Genomic DNA, 15,066 nt, shown 5'->3' on the forward strand with positions numbered 1-15,066 from the left:
CCTGATCCTGTCGGATCAGGCGGCGGCGCCACGCATGTAGTTCGGGAGCCAGTGTTCGAAGGTGCGAGACAGGTCGTCGACCGCGACCTGGGGCTCGCCGGCGACCGCGATCGCATCGCCGCCGGTGGTGCCGATGCGCGCGCAGGGCACGCCCGCGCCCTTCATCTTCGCCAGAACGAGCCCGGCGTCCGCCGCCGGTACGGTGACGATGTAGCGCGCCTGGTCCTCGCCGAACCAATAGGCATACGGCACGATCGAAGATGGCGCCGCCAGCAGCTGCGCGCCAATGCCACTCGCGATCGCCATCTCGGCGAGCGCGATCAAGAGCCCGCCATCGGAGACGTCATGGACCGCGGTCGCGGTGCCGGCGTGGATCATGCCGCGGATGACGTCGCCATTGCGCTTCTCGGCGGCGAGATCGACCGGCGGCGGAGCGCCCTCCTCGCGGCCGCAGATATCGCGCAGGTACACCGACTGACCGAGCCAGCCTTGCGTATCGCCGATCAAGAGGATCGCCTCACCGGCGGCCTTGAACGCCAGCGTCGCCGACTTGGTGAAATCGTCGAGCACACCGACGCCGCCGATCGAGGGCGTCGGCAGGATTCCGCGACCGTTGGTCTCGTTGTAGAGCGAGACGTTGCCGGACACGACCGGGAAATCCAGCGCGATGCAGGCTTCCGCAATGCCCTTCAGGCAGCCGACGAACTGGCCCATGATCTCGGGCCGTTCAGGATTGCCGAAATTGAGATTGTCGGTGATCGCGAGCGGCCGGCCGCCGACCGCGGTGATGTTGCGCCAGGCTTCCGCCACCGCCTGCTTGCCGCCCTCGAACGGATCGGCCTCGCAATAGCGCGGCGTGACGTCGACGGTAAGCGCAAGGCCCTTCGGCCCATCCTCGATGCGGACAACGGCGGCATCGCCGCCGGGCCGCTGCACGGTATTGCCCAGGATGACGTGGTCGTACTGCTCCCACACCCAGCGCTTCGAGCCGAGTTCGGGCGTACCGATCAGCCTCGTAAGCGCCTGTGAAATCCCGACCGGAGCCTTCACGTCCTGGGCGCGGATCGTGGCTTGCGCGTTGGAGGCGACATGCGGGCGGTCATAGAGCGGCGCCTCGTCGCCTAGCTCCTTGATCGGCAGGTCGGCCATGACGTCGCCGCCATGCTTGACGACGAAGCGCTTGGTCGGCGTGGTGTAGCCGACGATGGCGAAATCGAGGCCCCATTTGCGGAAGATCGCCTCGGCCTCTTTCTCCTTCTCGGGCTTGAGCACCATGAGCATGCGCTCCTGGCTCTCCGAGAGCATCATCTCGTAGGCGCTCATGCCGGTCTCGCGGGTCGGCACCGCGTCGAGGTCGAGGTCGACGCCGAGGTCGCCCTTGGCACCCATCTCGACCGCCGAGCAGGTCAGGCCCGCGGCGCCCATGTCCTGGATCGCGACCACGCAATCGGCGGCCATGATCTCGAGACAGGCTTCCAGCAGCAGCTTCTCGGCGAAGGGGTCGCCGACCTGCACGGTCGGACGCTTCTCCTCGGAGGCATCGTCGAATTCGGCCGAGGCCATCGAGGCGCCATGGATGCCGTCGCGGCCAGTCTTGGAGCCGAGATAGACGATCGGCATATTCACGCCCGACGCCGCCGCATAGAAGATCTTGTCGGTGTCGGCGAGGCCCACCGCCATCGCATTGACCAGGATGTTGCCGTCATAGCGGGTGTGGAAGCGCACCTGGCCGCCGACCGTCGGGACGCCGAAGGAATTGCCGTAGCCGCCAACGCCCGCCACCACGCCGGACACCAGATGCCGGGTCTTGGGATGCTCCGGCGCGCCAAAGCTCAGCGCGTTGAGGCAGGCGATCGGCCGCGCGCCCATGGTGAAGACGTCGCGCAGGATGCCGCCGACGCCGGTGGTCGCGCCCTGATAGGGCTCGATGTAGCTCGGATGGTTGTGGCTCTCCATCTTGAAGACCACCGCCTGGCCGTCGCCGATATCGATCACTCCGGCATTCTCGCCCGGGCCCTGGATCACCCAGGGCGCCTTGGTCGGCAGCCCCTTCAGATGGATGCGCGAGGACTTGTACGAGCAGTGCTCGTTCCACATCGCCGAGAAGATCCCGAGCTCCGTGAAGGTCGGGACCCGCCCGATCAATTTCAGGATGCGCTCATACTCGTCCGGCTTCAGCCCGTGGGCGGCGACCAGTTCGGGGGTGATCATGGGCTCGTTCTTGGACGCGTTCATGGGTCCCTTTTAGGTAGATCGAACGGGAGCGAAAAGGCCTTTTAGGCGGCATTTCCGCCCTGTCCAGAGCTTTGCGCCAGCGGGCTCCAGGGTACGGGATTTGCACTATGCGGATGGATCGGATTTAAGGACCGAAACCCCGCATGGAAGGCCCATTTTCGTGAACGACCTGTCCAAAACCGCATTCCTCGAGGCGTCCCGCCTCCATGTCGAAACCGAGGGCGAATTCGCCGGCTGGCGCACCTGGACGCGCGACAATTTCGAGACCCATTCCGGGCCGTTCTACCACCGCCTGGACGAGAACGGCCGCGTGCGCTGCGCGTTCCGGGTCGAGAACAAGCACCTCAACGGCTCCGGCAACGTCCATGGCGGCTGCTTCATGACGTTCGCGGACTACTGCCTGTTCGCCCTCGCCTCCTCCGAGCTGCAGGGATCCGGCGTCACGGTGGGGTTCTCGTGCGAATTCCTCGACGCCGCCCGCCAGGGCGAACTTATCGAATGCGACGGTGAGGTGACGCGCGCCGGCGGTTCGCTGATCTTCCTGCGCGGCACGCTGCGTTCCGGCGCGCGGATGCTGTTCACCTTCTCCGGCACCATCAAGAGGATGAAGCGGAAGCCGGCGGTGCAGGCGGATGCGTAACGCCCGGACGATCCGGCTTTTCGGACCCTACCCACGCTAGGTTCGAACCAGCGCGCTAGCGCCGCTCAAGTCGACAACTGCTTCTCGGCGATCGAAAGCCATTCGGCCTGGGCGTTCCTCAGATATCTGGGCGCGCGCCGCATCTGGATCAGCAACTCGTTGAACACCATTCGCGCCTCGGCGGTCCGGCCGACCAGTTGCAGCAACAGGCCGTAGCGGACGCGAGCCTCCGCGCCGGGAAAATACTGCGAAACCGCGTGATATTCCTCCAGTGCTTCGTCGACTCGGCCGATTTCGGCGAGCGCGCGGGCATAGAGCAGATGCCCTTCGGCCGATTCGAAATCCGGCCAGCGCTCGCGCAAGGCATCGAGCATCGCCAGCGCGTCGGCGGCGCGCTTGCGGTCGAACTGGGCCTGCGCCTTGGCGAGCGCATAGCCAGGAACGTCGCCCAGCGGCAGCCGCATGATATGGTCGTAATGATGCTCGGCCTCGTCGAAGCGGCCGATCGTCTGGCACTCGGCGGCAAGCGCCGCTCGGTTGGCGATCGTATCCGACGTCGCGAGCCGGTCGGAGAGGTCGCGATACTGCTTCTCCGGGTCGAGCCGATTGGCGACGCGCTTGCGTGCCTGCGCGGCGCCCGGCCCGCCCCACCATTCCGGAACCAGCTCGACCACGATGTAGGCGAGCGCGCCGATCAGCGGCACCATCAAGATGATGAAGGCCCAGGGCTGCAGGCGCCCGGTGCGCGATGCGTGATAGATCAGCGAGATGTCGAGCAGCAGAACGACCAATGCGACGGGCATAGCGAATTCCAGCGATGCGAACCGATCATTTCAAATCGTTTCCGTGATATCGCGTCAAATGCGCCAAGACAATCCCCGGTTGTTAGGCCGGCTGTCTCAGCGTGAAGAGTTCGTGAAAGCGCAAAGCAGCAACGTGGGGTTGGTGTCGGACAGAACCCGGCAGGTTCAAGGCGGGCAAGGGTCGTCTGTATCAGGAGAGCTACTTCTGGTCGTCCGCCAGCAGCGTCCGGTATTTCGCGACGTCGCGCCCGACGAGTGGCTGCAGCAGATCCGGCGCGAACTCGTTGGCGCCGGGTGCAGCCTCGAAAACGCAATGGTCCTCAGGCCGCCTTTTCCAGGTGCTGGACAAGACCCGCGAACAGACCACGGCCGTCGGTGCAGCCCATGATCTCTTCGACGTGATTTTCCGGATGCGGCATCATGCCGAGCACGTTGCCGCGCTCGTTGACGATGCCGGCGATCGAATGCGCGGCACCGTTGAAGTTGGAGCTCTCGTCGACCACGCCATCGGCCGAGCAATAGCGATAGAGCACGCGCCCGTCGCCTTCGAGACGCTTCAGCGTTTCCTCATCCGCCTCGTAATTGCCCTCGCCATGGGCGACCGGCACACGAATCACCTGGCCGGCATTATAGCCGCGGGTGAATGGCGTGTCGGAGCGCTCGACCTTCATGTGCACGTCGCGGCAAACGAACTTGAGCTGCGCATTGCGCATGAGAACACCGGGCAAGAGGCCGGACTCGCACAGGATCTGGAAGCCGTTGCAGACGCCGAGCACGAGGCCGCCTTTGGCCGCGTGGTCGCGCACCGCGTCCATCACAGGCGCCCGCGCTGCGATCGCGCCGCAGCGCAGATAGTCGCCATAGGAGAAGCCGCCGGGCACCACCACGAGATCGGTGCCTTTGGGCAGCGCGGTGTCGGCGTGCCAGACCATCGCGGTCTCGTTGCCGGAAGCAAGCTTCAATGCGCGTGCCATGTCGCGCTCGCGATTGATGCCGGGGAAAACGAGGACGGCTGATTTCATGGGATCACCGGATCTTGGGCGCTAGAACAAGCATGAATTTTGCGTAATTGTCGTTGCTGGCCTTCTCGTCGTGCGCCGAACTGATCAGGCTGGCGGAGGCTTGCTTGCCGAACAGCAGGCCATTGACCTGATACTCGCTGGCACCGTCGGGCGTCACCGTCAGGCGCCTGGCCCGAAACATTCGCGGCGCCGCCGTGCCCTTGTCACCATCAACGCCGAGAATGGTGATCCGCTGCCCTGGCGTCCGCTGCTGCAACGCCTTGACGATCTGGTCCTGGCTCTCGCGGAACTGCTGCAAGGTCATCGGATTGTCGGCGGCATACAACCGATAGCTGACCTTCGAACCCGCACTGCAGTTCGCTTGTTCGCAGTGGAAAATGTGCATGTCGGCGCCGCGGCGTTCGTAACGCCACCCCTTAACCGCAACCGGCGGCGACTGCGTCGCGGACGGTGGCGCCGGTAGCGATTGAGCCGAAGCACCGCCGATACCGGCAGCCGCCAGCAGGGCAAGCAACAATGATCGGACGGAAGCGCGGTTGCTGCCGGGAAAAGCGGGAGCGGCTGTTATCATTTGGCTCGCTCGATCAGCTCAGAACTTCCACCCGGTAATTCTCGATCACGGTATTCGCCAGGAGCTTATCGGCGGCCGCCTTCAGCGCGGCTTCCGCCTTGGCCTTGTCGGTGTCAGCTAGTTCGATGTCGAACACCTTGCCCTGGCGGACGCTGGCGACGCCATCGACGCCGAGCGATTTGAGCGCACCCTCGATCGCCTTGCCTTGCGGATCGAGGATGCCCGACTTCAATGTAACGGTCACACGTGCCTTCACGTCAGCTCTCCTAAAGCTTGAGCATGATCTGTTCCCGAAAACCGGTTCCCACTTTTCGGGATCATGCTCTAGCTCTTCACCAGCACCGGGCCGGTGCCGGCCGGCCGCTCGTTTTCCATGAGAATGCCGAGCCGCTTCGCCACTTCGGTATAGGCTTCAAGAAGCCCACCGAGATCCCTGCGGAAACGGTCCTTGTCGAGCTTCTCGTTCGACTTGATATCCCACAGACGGCAGGAGTCCGGCGAGATCTCGTCGGCGACGATGATCCGCATCATCTCGTTCTCGAACAGGCGACCGCATTCCATCTTGAAGTCGACGAGGCGGATGCCGATGCCCAAGAACAATCCGGTCAGGAAGTCGTTGACGCGGATGGCGAGCGCCATGATGTCGTCGATTTCCTGCGGCGTGGCCCAGCCGAACGCGGTGATGTGCTCTTCCGACACCATGGGGTCGTTGAGCTGGTCGTTCTTGTAATAGAACTCGATGATCGAGCGCGGCAGCTGGGTGCCTTCCTCGATGCCGAGGCGCTGCGACAGCGATCCGGCGGCGACGTTCCGCACCACCACCTCGAGCGGCACGATCTCGACCTCGCGAATCAGCTGCTCGCGCATGTTGAGGCGGCGGATGAAGTGGGTGGGCACCCCGATGTCGTTGAGGTGCTGAAACAGGTACTCCGAAATCCGGTTGTTGAGGACGCCCTTGCCCTCGATCACCTGGTGTTTCTGCTTGTTGAACGCGGTCGCATCGTCCTTGAAGTGCTGGATCAGGGTTCCCGGCTCCGGACCTTCGTAAAGCACCTTGGCCTTGCCTTCGTAAATGCGGCGTCGACGGCTCATTGGGATGTACCGTGTTTTGTTGAAATCCATGAATCTGGGTGCTCCGGATGACTTTGGGTTGCGACCCACGACGGAGCTGCCGCGGAGGCCTGGAACCTGATACTCCAACCGGAAACAGAACAAGAACCAAGCCTTCAGGCAACCTATCCGATTGGCCCATCGAGCACAATCGATACGGCCTCATGGGGGGCACTTATCCGCGCCCTATCGTAAAGGGCCGATTCCGTGTGTTTTGCCTGCGGCTTAACGGCTCGTTGTGTTGCCGATTCTTGCCCCCTATCTAGGCAGGCATCGGGGCTGCCGCAACGGCGCGGCGGCCCTCTTTTCAGCAGGGAATCGGAACTTCAGCCCATGACCACATTCGACAAGCGCGAGGAAGGTTTCGAGAAGAAATTCGCCCTCGACGAGGAGCTGAAATTCAAGGCTGAAGCCCGCCGCAACAAGCTGCTTGGCCTGTGGGCCGCCGGAAAGCTCGGCATGTCAGGCGATGCCGCCAACGCCTACGCCAAGGACGTGGTCGCTGCCGACTTCGAGGAAGCCGGCGACAATGACGTCCTGCACAAGGTGCTGAAGGATCTCACCGCCAAGGGCCAGGCCGTCACCGAACGCGAGATCCGCGCCAAGATGGACGAGCTGCTCGCCCAGGCCGTGGCCCAGGTCAAGGCGGGGGCGTAACGCCTGGCGAATGGGGTGTAGCGAATGGCGAATAGCGGCATTCGATTCGTTATTTCGCCATTCGCGTCTTTGAAAATTCACGACGAATGACCTCAAGCAGGCGGCGCGACGCTGCGCTCAGGAAACCGCCGCGCCGTGTCACCGCGACGACATCGTGACTGGCGGTCAGATCGCCGACGCGAATCGTCGCGATGGCGGACGAGCGGATTTCCTCCGCCGCATGGCTCTGCGCCAGCAGCGCGATCCCGAGCCCGGCTTCGACAAGACGTTTCTGCGCGGTGAGGCTGTCGACCGGCGTCCAGTCAACCTCACCCATACCCTGCGTCAGGAACAGCGCAAACACATGCGAAGCCGCGATCTCGCGGCGTCCCGGTACCTCCGGAAAGGCAATCCAACGCTCTGCCCGCAGATCGGCAAGCTTGCCGACACGGCGCCCGGCCTGCGGATGATCCGGCGCGCAGACCACCTGAAGCGGCTCGGCAAACAGCCTTTCGCAATCCAGATCGCGTGAACCAACGCTGCTGTAGCGGAGGCCGATCGTCGCCTCGCCGCGCCGGATCAGGTCGCTGACCTCGCCGCTGGTCGCGGTGCGCAGCGTCAGTTGCACATCGGGATACTGGCGCGCAAAGCGCTTCAGCACCCTGGAGAGCTGCGCTCCGGCGAGCGTCCCCGTCACTGCAAGCGCAACCGGCCCGGAATTGTCGCGCGACAGTGCCCGCACCGCGTTTTCGGCGTCCTGCGCCGCCGCCACTGCGCGTTCGGCATAGGGCACCATCACCCGCCCCGCGTCGCTCAGCCTGGTCTTGCCCGTGATCCGCTCGAACAAGGGCACGCCGAGCTCCTGCTCCAGCAGCGCGATCCGTCGCGAGATCGCCGGCTGCGAGCGGTGCAGCGCCTTCGCGGCGTTCGAGATGCCGCCGCGCCGGTGCACGACCAGGAACGTATTGAGCGCGTCGCTGTCCATCCCGGACCTCATGCATAAAGCTGATGGTATCGAGAGGAATAACAAATTTGTCTGATGGATGAAACCACCCTATCGCTCACGCGCACGAATCCGAGACACACAGGAGCTTCACATGCGCACCCAGGCAGACAAGGCGGCACGGTTTCGCGAGTTGCATAAGCGTCCCGGCGCTTTCATTATTCCCAATCCATGGGATGCCGGAACCGCCAAGCTGCTCGCTGCCATGAGCTTCGAGGCACTCGCGACTACCAGCCTCGGACTCGCGAACACGCTGGGCCGCGCGAGCGTCAGCCTCGACGCCATCATCGAGAATTGCCGGGTGATCGCTGATGCCACCGACCTGCCGGTCAACGCCGATCTGGAGAATTGCGGCGCTGATGATCCGAAGACGGCGGCGAAGGCGATCGCGCGCGCGGCAGAAGCCGGCGCCGTCGGCGGCTCGATCGAGGATTCGACCGGCAATCCGCAGCATCCGATCTACGATTTCTCGCTCGCGGTCGAGCGGGTTCAGGCGGCGGTCGAGGCCGCGCGCGCGTTGCCGTTCCCGTTCATGCTGACGGCGCGGGCGGAGAATTTTCTGTGGGGACGTAAGGATCTCGATGATACCATCAAGCGATTGCAGGCCTTTGAAGCCGCCGGTGCCGACGTGTTGTATTCGCCCGGTCTGTACGACCTCGGCACCATCCGCACGGTGGTGTCGTCGATCGACAAGCCGTTCAACCTGGTGATGGGCTTTGCCGACCCGACCTTGACGGTCGATCAGCTGTCCGCCGCCGGCGTCAAGCGCATCAGCGTCGGTGGCGCGATGGAGCGTCACGCACTGGCGGCGTTCCTGCGCAGTGCCCGCGAGATGAAGGATCGCGGTGCCTTCACCTTTGTCCGCGACATGGCGCCGGTGAAGGAGGTGCGTGAAGCGTTCAGGTAGCCCGCGTCCCGACGTCATTCCGGGGCGTGCGAAGCACGAACCCGGAATCTCGAGATTCCGGATCGTCGCTGCGCGCCGTCCGGAATGACGTCGGAAAAACTCACTCTTCCTTGAAACCATATTCCGGCACGTTGCCGCTCGCGCCGTAATATTTGAAGGGAAGGAATTTGCCCGACATCGTGATCTTGACGCGATCGCCCTTGGGATTGGCGACGCGCTCCATCGTCATGTCGAAGTCGATCGCCGACATGATGCCGTCGCCGAACTCTTCCTCGATCAGCGCCTTCCACGCCGGGCTGTTGACCATCACCATTTCGTAGAAGCGATAGATCAAAGGATCGGTCGGCGGCATCGGCGTGCCGGTGCCGCGCATCGGCACCTCGTTGAGCATCGCGGTCTCGGATTTCGACAGACCGAACAGCTCCTGCGCATTGGCGGCCTGCGGTTTCGTCAGCTTCATCTGGCCGAGGATGGCGCCTGTGATCAGCACTTCGGAATAGCCGCCGATCTGCTCGCAGATGTGCTTCCAGCTCCAGCCCTTCTCGCGCTTGATGTCGAGCAGCTTTTCGGTGAGGTCTTCGCGTTTCATGTCATTGTCTCCTCTCTTCGTCATGCCCGGGCTTGTCCCGGGCATCCACGTTTTTGGTTAGCTCAGCTAGACGTGGATGGCCGGGACAAGCCCGGCCATGACGCCTGTGTTGAATGCTCGGCCCCCGACGCAATCGTCAGTTCCGGCAGCCCCGGCCGCACGGTGGGAACGTGGCGCGGGTCGTGATCGGTCACGTCGGTCGCAAAGCTCTTGCTGCGGCTGACGAGGAAATCGACGATATGATTTCGCAGCGCGTAGTAATAGGGGTGGCGATGCAGATCGATGCGGCCGCGCTCCTTGGGCAGCGGGTTCTCGACGATCTCCGCCAGCACCGCGCCGGGACCGTTGGTCATCAGGAAGATCTTGTCGGCGAGGAAGATCGCCTCATCGACGTCGTGGGTGATCATGAAGGTGGTCTGGCCGGTTTCCAGACAAATCCGCCGCACCTCGTCCTGCAGCGTCCCTCGCGTGAGCGCATCCAGCGCCGAGAACGGCTCGTCCATCAGCATGATCTTCGGCGTGATCGACAGCGCGCGCGCAATGCCGACGCGTTGCTTCATGCCGCCCGATAGTTCCGACGGGTGCTTGTGCTCCGAGCCGGTGAGGCCGACAAGATCGATGAACTTCTGCGCGTACGCTTTCACCCGCGCGCGATCCCATTTGCGCCATTTCGAGCCGACGGCATAGGCGACGTTGCCGAGCACCGTGCGCCACGGCAACAGCGCGTGGCTCTGGAAGATCACGGCACGATCGAGGCTGGTGCCCTCGATGCCCTGCCCGTCGACGATGACAGTGCCCTCGCTTGGCTCGTCGAGCCCGGCGAGGATGTTGAGCACCGTGGTCTTACCGCAGCCGGAATGCCCGATCACGCAGCCGAACTCGCCGCGCGCCATCGACAGCCAGAGGTTCTCGAACACTGTCGTGGTGCCGCCATTGGCCGCCGGATAGCGCCGCGCGATGGCTTCGATTGAAATGAACTTGTCGGTCATCGCTACTCCGGAAACGTCACCATGCGCGTGAACCGCGCAAGGACCTGGTCGAGCAGCATGCCGACGATACCGATCAAGAGGATCGCGATGATGACGTTGGTGATCGAGAGATTATTCCATTCGTTCCAGACGAAGTAGCCGATGCCGGTGCCGCCGACCAGCATCTCGGCCGCGACGATCACGAGCCAGGCAATCCCGATCGAGATCCGCATGCCGGTGAGGATCGTCGGCGCCGCTGCCGGCAGGATCACGGTGAAGGCGCGCCTGACGGTGCCGACCTCGAGCGTGCGCGCGACGTTGATCCACTCCTTGCGCACGCTGGCGACGCCGAACGCGGTGTTCAGCAGCATCGGCCACACCGAGCAGATGAAGATGACGAAGATCGCCGAGATCGAGGAGTCCTTGATGGTGTAGAGCGCAAGCGGCATCCAGGCCAGCGGCGAGATCGGCTTCAATATCTGGATGAACGGGTCGAGCGCCTTGCTGATCAGGGGCGACATGCCGATCAGAAATCCGAGCGGGATCGCGACGACCACGGCAATGAAATAGCCGAGCGCGACGCGTCCCATCGAGTAAGCAAGCTGGATGCCGAGCCCCTTGTCGTTCGGCCCGTTGTCGTAGAACGGCCGCTTCAAATGCTCCCACAGCTTTGCGCCAACATCCACCGGTCCCGGCATCGCCGACTTGCCCTGCGTTGCCGTCAGCCCCATCAGCTTTGCATACTCGGGACTCATATTGGCCGTAGCGCCAGTGCCGCGGGTCGCAAGATGCCAGGCGCCGAGGAAGACGGCGAGCAGGGCGATGGAGACGATTGCGGCGCGGAGGCGGAGGGAGAGGGTCATTGCGCGAATTCCCTCCCCGCGTCGTCCCGGCGAAGGCCGGGACCCATACGCCGTGCACCCTCGATGGGGCACGCGGGGAGACGCCGTACGCAATCGCTAACGGCCGTGGTTATGGGTCCCGGCCTTCGCCGGGACGACATCGCGGAGAAAGCCTTTTCCCTCACGACGACTTCCTGATCTTGAAGCCCGCGAGATAGTCGTCGGGCTTCTCCGGATCAAAAGTCTTGCCCATCACCGAGAACGACTTGTACGAGGTCGCCGGCGGTGACAGTCCCATCTCGGCCATCACCTTCTTGGTGTCGGTGGCGAGATAGACCTGCTCGGCCACTGCCTTGTAGTCGACATCGCCCTTGATCTGGCCCCAGCGCTTCATCTGCGTCAGCATCCACACCGCAAAGGACTGCCAGGGGAACGGATCGAAATCGACGCGTTTTGGATCGGTCTTCACACCACCGAGCCCGTCGGCGTAGGTGCCGGTCAGCACCTGTTCCAGCACCGTCACCGGCGCGTTGATGTAATTGGCCGGCGCGATCGCCTCCGCGATCTGCTTGCGGTTCTCGGCCTTGGACGCATAGCCGGTCGCATCCACGATCGCGCGGGTCAGCGCGGCGAACGAATTCGGCGCCGTGGTGATGAATTCCCGGCTCGCGGCAAAGCTGCAGCAGGGATGGCCGTCCCAGATCTCCTTGGACAGGATGTGCAGGAAGCCGACCCCGTCATAGATCGCGCGCTGGCAGATGTTGTCGGGCGCGAGGAAGCCGTCGATATTGTCGGCGCGCAGATTGGCGACCATTTCCGGCGGCGGCACCGAGCGGAGCTGCACGTCGACGTCAGGATCGAGCCCGTGTTCGGCGAGATAATAGCGCAGCAAATAATTGTGCATCGAGTAGTCGAACGGAATGGCGAACTTCATGCCCTTCCAGTCCTTCGGATCGCGCCGGTCCTTGTGCTTCATCGCCAGCGTAATGCCCTGCCCGTTGATGTTCTCAATCGCGGGCACCGTGAACGGGATCGCAGTGGCTCCAAGGCCGAGCGAGATCGCGATCGGCATCGGGGCCAGCATGTGCGCGGCGTCGTATTCCTTGTTGATGGTCTTGTCGCGGATCACGGCCCAGCCGGCGGTCTTCACCACCTCGACGTTCAAACCCTGCTTGGCATAGAAGCCGAGCGGTGCTGCCATGATGATCGGCGTCGCGCAGGTGATCGGAATGAAGCCGACCTTGAGGTCCTTCTTCTCCGGCGTGCCGGCTTCGGCAAACGCCTCGGTCGCCGTCTTGAGCGGAAAGAACTGCGACAGCGCGGCGAGCGCGGTCGAGGCACCGACCGATTTCAGGAACGCACGGCGTGCGGCGTCCTGCGGAAACACCGCCCGCATCACCGCCGAGGCGACGACGCCTTCGTAACGCTTCTCCTCGCTCTTGACCGGCTCGCAACGCAGCGCACGCTCGGCGTGATCGTGCTCGGCAGCGGAACGATGCAGGCCGCAGGCGCAGCCCGATCGCGTGAGCGCGCGGTCGGCATCGAAGGGATCGTCGAAGGTGGACATGCTGCGCCTCATTGTCGCACCGGGCCGCAGTGAACCCTGCGATCCGGCAAATTGATCACCGCCCGGCCGCGTTTTGCGCCGCCGGACGGTGAAAAACATGCAGGTTCTATGCCGCCTTGCTTGTTTCGAGAGCAGCGGTCGGCAAGCCTTCCTCGATCGGCAGCGAGGGGTCGCGCGACCATTCATTCCAGGAGCCGAAATACATCCGTACGTCCTTCACGCCGGCGTTCTTCAGCGCGAGGAACGTGTTCGAGGCACGCGCGCCCTTGAAGCAATAGAGATAGACCGGCGTCGACTGCGAGATGCCGACGGTGGCGCATTCCGCCAGGATCTCGTCCTTGGACTTGAAGCGCGGGCCCTCGCCGGTTGGCTTCATCATGCGGTACCATTCGAGCCAGACGGCGCCCGGGATGCGGCCCTTGCGCGGGCAGAAATCCTTGCCATAGGGCGATGAGCTGTCGCCGATCCATTCGTCGACGTCGCGCACGTCGAGGATCGCGACGCCGGGCTTGTCGAGCGCCGCCAGCATCGCCTTGGCGTCGATCAGGATGTCGCCGGCCTCGGGGACGATCGAGAACGACGCCTTGATCGGCACCGGAACGTCTGTTGTCGTCGGGAGGTCCGCGGCCTTCCAGGCGTCGTAGCCGCCATGCAGCACCTTCACTTTGGGATAGCCCAGCATGGTGAGCAGATAGTAGCCGCGGCAGGACTGGCCGAAGCCCGAATTCATCGACTGCTCGTAAATGACAGCGGTCTCCTTGCCGGACAGACCGGCCGCGCCGAACGCATTGGCGAACTTGGTCTTCAGCTCGTGCATGCCTTCCGGCGTCGAGGTTGCGAGAAAGGTGAAGACGTCGCGCACATTGACGGCATTGGGCAGGTGCCCCGCCGCATAGGCTTCCGGATCCCTTGTGTCGATCACGACACAGGGTTCTTTCGTGATGAGCTCGGCAAGTTCACCGGCGGTGATCAGAACGTCCGTCATGGCAGCCTCTCCTGTTTGTGGTTGCAGTCTTGGTGGTCCCGAACTTCTTTCACCCGTCCGCCAGCATCTTGCGCAGCTGCTTGGTGGCGGGTGTAACGATGGCGACGAAATAGGCCTCGCGCAGCCTTCGCTGCGCGCGGTGGCTCTTGAGATAGCCGCGCGCGCCGCAATGGAGCATCGCCGCATGCGCGACCGCGACGCTGGCATCGCCGATCCGCAAGCGCAGCGCGACGACGCGCCGCCAATAGCTGTCGTCTTCATTGTAGGGATCGCGCGCCAGCGTCATCGCCTCCTTCTCGAACTCGGCATAGAGCTCGCGGAATTGGGTGGGCTGTTGCGGCAGATAGCGATTGACGTGGCCGAGCGGCGCATGGACTTCGTCCATGATGTTGATGCAATCCTTCATCAGGCCGAGGCCCATGCCTGCCTGCAGCAGGATGAAGCCGGCGCGGATCTTCTTGACGAACGGTGCGGCGGTCTCGGCCAGGATCAACTCGTCAGGCACGAACACGTCGCGGAACTGGACGCCATAGGTGCCGGTGCCGTCCATCGCCAGGAACGGTTTGCAAGGCGTTAGCGTGATGGCGGGATCGGAGCAGTCGGCGAGGAACATCACGGTGCCGCCGTCCTCATCCTCGCGCTCGAAGATGGTGCCGAAGTAATGATCGGGCCCGAGGTTCGACACCCAGGGCAGCGCGCCGCGGACGACGTAGCCGCCCTCGACCTTGCGGCCCTTCAGCTTCAGCCGCTCGATGCCGAAGAAGCTCTTCATCGGGTTCGACAGCCCGGTGCCGCCGAGCACGCGACCGCTCGAAAAGCTGTCGCCGAAGCGCGCGGCAAGCTTCATGTTGGTGGAGTTCGCGGCGTACCAGACCAGTGTGTTCTGGCACCACGCCATGAAGGCGGTGGCGCCGCAGATCTCCCCGAGTGCTGCCATCGACTGGATGGCGCAGCGCAGATCGGCCGGCCCTTCCTGCGGGACGTGGCTGGCCCAGGCGCCGACTTCGCCGAGCCGCCGCAGGAATTCACCGGGATAAACGGAGCCGGCATCGATTGCGGATGCAAGCGGTGCCAGCTCCTGACGGGCCAACCGGGCGACCTCGTCGGCAATGGTCGGTGCGGGATCTGCCATGTCGACCCGCGATAAAGCCAATGAACCCATCGTTCGTCTCCGCACCTTTGATTGCT

At 63.8% G+C, this 15,066-nt stretch carries 16 protein-coding genes; 3 read left to right on the forward strand and 13 right to left on the reverse strand.

All coding sequences use genetic code 11. The features are described 5' to 3' along the window. Positions 1-15: 15 nt before the first annotated feature. The gene (purL, locus tag UP10_RS03790; protein WP_044586002.1) at positions 16-2,235 is read right to left on the reverse strand and encodes a phosphoribosylformylglycinamidine synthase subunit PurL; all 2,220 of its coding nucleotides are present in this window, start codon (positions 2,233-2,235) and stop codon (positions 16-18) included. A gap of 160 nt (positions 2,236-2,395) precedes the next feature. On the opposite strand from purL, the gene UP10_RS03795 reads away from it, so the two are divergent. Beyond that, positions 2,396-2,875: a PaaI family thioesterase gene (locus UP10_RS03795; RefSeq protein ID WP_044586003.1), complete on the forward strand. Its 480-nt coding sequence runs from the start codon at positions 2,396-2,398 to the stop codon at positions 2,873-2,875. Between the two features lie 65 nt (positions 2,876-2,940). Here UP10_RS03795 and UP10_RS03800 read toward each other — a convergent pair whose 3' ends face one another. The 5 genes from UP10_RS03800 to purC form a co-directional block, all read right to left on the reverse strand. Next, positions 2,941-3,678, reverse strand: coding sequence for a tetratricopeptide repeat protein (locus tag UP10_RS03800; RefSeq protein WP_044586004.1), 738 nt, complete (start codon positions 3,676-3,678; stop codon positions 2,941-2,943). A 320-nt stretch (positions 3,679-3,998) separates the two neighbouring features. Next, positions 3,999-4,700, reverse strand: a complete 702-nt coding sequence (gene purQ, locus UP10_RS03805; protein WP_044586005.1) for a phosphoribosylformylglycinamidine synthase subunit PurQ — start codon at positions 4,698-4,700, stop codon at positions 3,999-4,001. Between the two features lie 4 nt (positions 4,701-4,704). Further along, positions 4,705-5,271 (reverse strand): hypothetical protein, encoded by a 567-nt coding sequence (locus UP10_RS03810; protein WP_245321648.1) that lies wholly within the window; start codon positions 5,269-5,271, stop codon positions 4,705-4,707. A gap of 13 nt (positions 5,272-5,284) precedes the next feature. Continuing rightward, positions 5,285-5,527: a phosphoribosylformylglycinamidine synthase subunit PurS gene (gene purS, locus UP10_RS03815; protein WP_044541512.1), complete on the reverse strand. Its 243-nt coding sequence runs from the start codon at positions 5,525-5,527 to the stop codon at positions 5,285-5,287. Between the two features lie 68 nt (positions 5,528-5,595). Beyond that, entirely contained in the window at positions 5,596-6,363 is a 768-nt protein-coding gene (purC, locus tag UP10_RS03820; RefSeq protein ID WP_197082751.1) for a phosphoribosylaminoimidazolesuccinocarboxamide synthase, read from the reverse strand. 351 nt (positions 6,364-6,714) lie between these two features. Here purC and UP10_RS03825 point away from each other — a divergent pair, with 351 nt between their 5' ends. Continuing rightward, positions 6,715-7,038, forward strand: a complete 324-nt coding sequence (locus UP10_RS03825; RefSeq protein ID WP_044586006.1) for a DUF1476 domain-containing protein — start codon at positions 6,715-6,717, stop codon at positions 7,036-7,038. A 49-nt stretch (positions 7,039-7,087) separates the two neighbouring features. Here the strand turns inward: UP10_RS03825 and UP10_RS03830 are convergent, their stop codons facing one another. Then, on the reverse strand, positions 7,088-8,002 hold the full coding sequence (locus UP10_RS03830) for a LysR family transcriptional regulator (RefSeq protein WP_044586007.1): 915 nt from the start codon (positions 8,000-8,002) through the stop codon (positions 7,088-7,090). A 112-nt stretch (positions 8,003-8,114) separates the two neighbouring features. On the opposite strand from UP10_RS03830, the gene UP10_RS03835 reads away from it, so the two are divergent. Next, the gene (locus tag UP10_RS03835) at positions 8,115-8,927 is read left to right on the forward strand and encodes an isocitrate lyase/PEP mutase family protein (protein ID WP_044586008.1); all 813 of its coding nucleotides are present in this window, start codon (positions 8,115-8,117) and stop codon (positions 8,925-8,927) included. 100 nt (positions 8,928-9,027) lie between these two features. On the opposite strand, the gene cynS is transcribed toward UP10_RS03835, so the two are convergent. The 6 genes from cynS to UP10_RS03865 all read right to left on the reverse strand — a co-directional run bounded on the left by cynS (position 9,028) and on the right by UP10_RS03865 (position 15,040). After that, entirely contained in the window at positions 9,028-9,516 is a 489-nt protein-coding gene (cynS, locus tag UP10_RS03840) for a cyanase (protein ID WP_044541517.1), read from the reverse strand. 62 nt (positions 9,517-9,578) lie between these two features. Next, a complete protein-coding gene (locus UP10_RS03845; RefSeq protein ID WP_044586009.1) occupies positions 9,579-10,505 on the reverse strand; it encodes an ABC transporter ATP-binding protein in 927 nt (308 codons plus the stop codon). A gap of 2 nt (positions 10,506-10,507) precedes the next feature. Continuing rightward, positions 10,508-11,347: a nitrate ABC transporter permease gene (gene ntrB, locus UP10_RS03850; protein WP_044586010.1), complete on the reverse strand. Its 840-nt coding sequence runs from the start codon at positions 11,345-11,347 to the stop codon at positions 10,508-10,510. Between the two features lie 160 nt (positions 11,348-11,507). Continuing rightward, positions 11,508-12,893 carry a CmpA/NrtA family ABC transporter substrate-binding protein gene (locus UP10_RS03855; RefSeq protein WP_044586179.1) on the reverse strand — a complete coding sequence of 462 codons (1,386 nt, stop codon included), beginning with the start codon at positions 12,891-12,893 and terminating at the stop codon, positions 11,508-11,510. Between the two features lie 106 nt (positions 12,894-12,999). Next, a complete protein-coding gene (locus UP10_RS03860) occupies positions 13,000-13,878 on the reverse strand; it encodes a sulfurtransferase (RefSeq protein ID WP_044586011.1) in 879 nt (292 codons plus the stop codon). Positions 13,879-13,927: 49 nt separating this feature from the next. Continuing rightward, on the reverse strand, positions 13,928-15,040 hold the full coding sequence (locus tag UP10_RS03865; RefSeq protein WP_044586012.1) for an acyl-CoA dehydrogenase family protein: 1,113 nt from the start codon (positions 15,038-15,040) through the stop codon (positions 13,928-13,930). Positions 15,041-15,066: the final 26 nt, after the last annotated feature.

Origin of the sequence: Bradyrhizobium sp. LTSPM299 (assembly GCF_000938235.1) — a bacterium.
Taxonomy (GTDB): Bacteria; Pseudomonadota; Alphaproteobacteria; order Rhizobiales; family Xanthobacteraceae; genus Bradyrhizobium.

Bases quoted from the DNA above. Each gene is read 5' to 3' on its own strand.
- UP10_RS03845 (WP_044586009.1), bottom strand. From the start codon at position 10,505: ATGACCGACAAGTTCATTTCAATCGAAGCCATCGCGCGGCGCTATCCG.
- UP10_RS03855 (WP_044586179.1), bottom strand. From the start codon at position 12,893: ATGTCCACCTTCGACGATCCCTTCGATGCCGACCGCGCGCTCACGCGA.
- cynS (WP_044541517.1), bottom strand. From the start codon at position 9,516: ATGAAACGCGAAGACCTCACCGAAAAGCTGCTCGACATCAAGCGCGAG.
- purQ (WP_044586005.1), bottom strand. From the start codon at position 4,700: ATGAAATCAGCCGTCCTCGTTTTCCCCGGCATCAATCGCGAGCGCGAC.
- ntrB (WP_044586010.1), bottom strand. From the start codon at position 11,347: ATGACCCTCTCCCTCCGCCTCCGCGCCGCAATCGTCTCCATCGCCCTG.
- UP10_RS03860 (WP_044586011.1), bottom strand. From the start codon at position 13,878: ATGACGGACGTTCTGATCACCGCCGGTGAACTTGCCGAGCTCATCACG.
- UP10_RS03810 (WP_245321648.1), bottom strand. From the start codon at position 5,271: ATGATAACAGCCGCTCCCGCTTTTCCCGGCAGCAACCGCGCTTCCGTC.
- UP10_RS03825 (WP_044586006.1), top strand. From the start codon at position 6,715: ATGACCACATTCGACAAGCGCGAGGAAGGTTTCGAGAAGAAATTCGCC.
- UP10_RS03830 (WP_044586007.1), bottom strand. From the start codon at position 8,002: ATGGACAGCGACGCGCTCAATACGTTCCTGGTCGTGCACCGGCGCGGC.
- UP10_RS03865 (WP_044586012.1), bottom strand. From the start codon at position 15,040: ATGGGTTCATTGGCTTTATCGCGGGTCGACATGGCAGATCCCGCACCG.
- purL (WP_044586002.1), bottom strand. From the start codon at position 2,235: ATGAACGCGTCCAAGAACGAGCCCATGATCACCCCCGAACTGGTCGCC.
- UP10_RS03800 (WP_044586004.1), bottom strand. From the start codon at position 3,678: ATGCCCGTCGCATTGGTCGTTCTGCTGCTCGACATCTCGCTGATCTAT.
- purC (WP_197082751.1), bottom strand. From the start codon at position 6,363: ATGAGCCGTCGACGCCGCATTTACGAAGGCAAGGCCAAGGTGCTTTAC.
- UP10_RS03835 (WP_044586008.1), top strand. From the start codon at position 8,115: ATGCGCACCCAGGCAGACAAGGCGGCACGGTTTCGCGAGTTGCATAAG.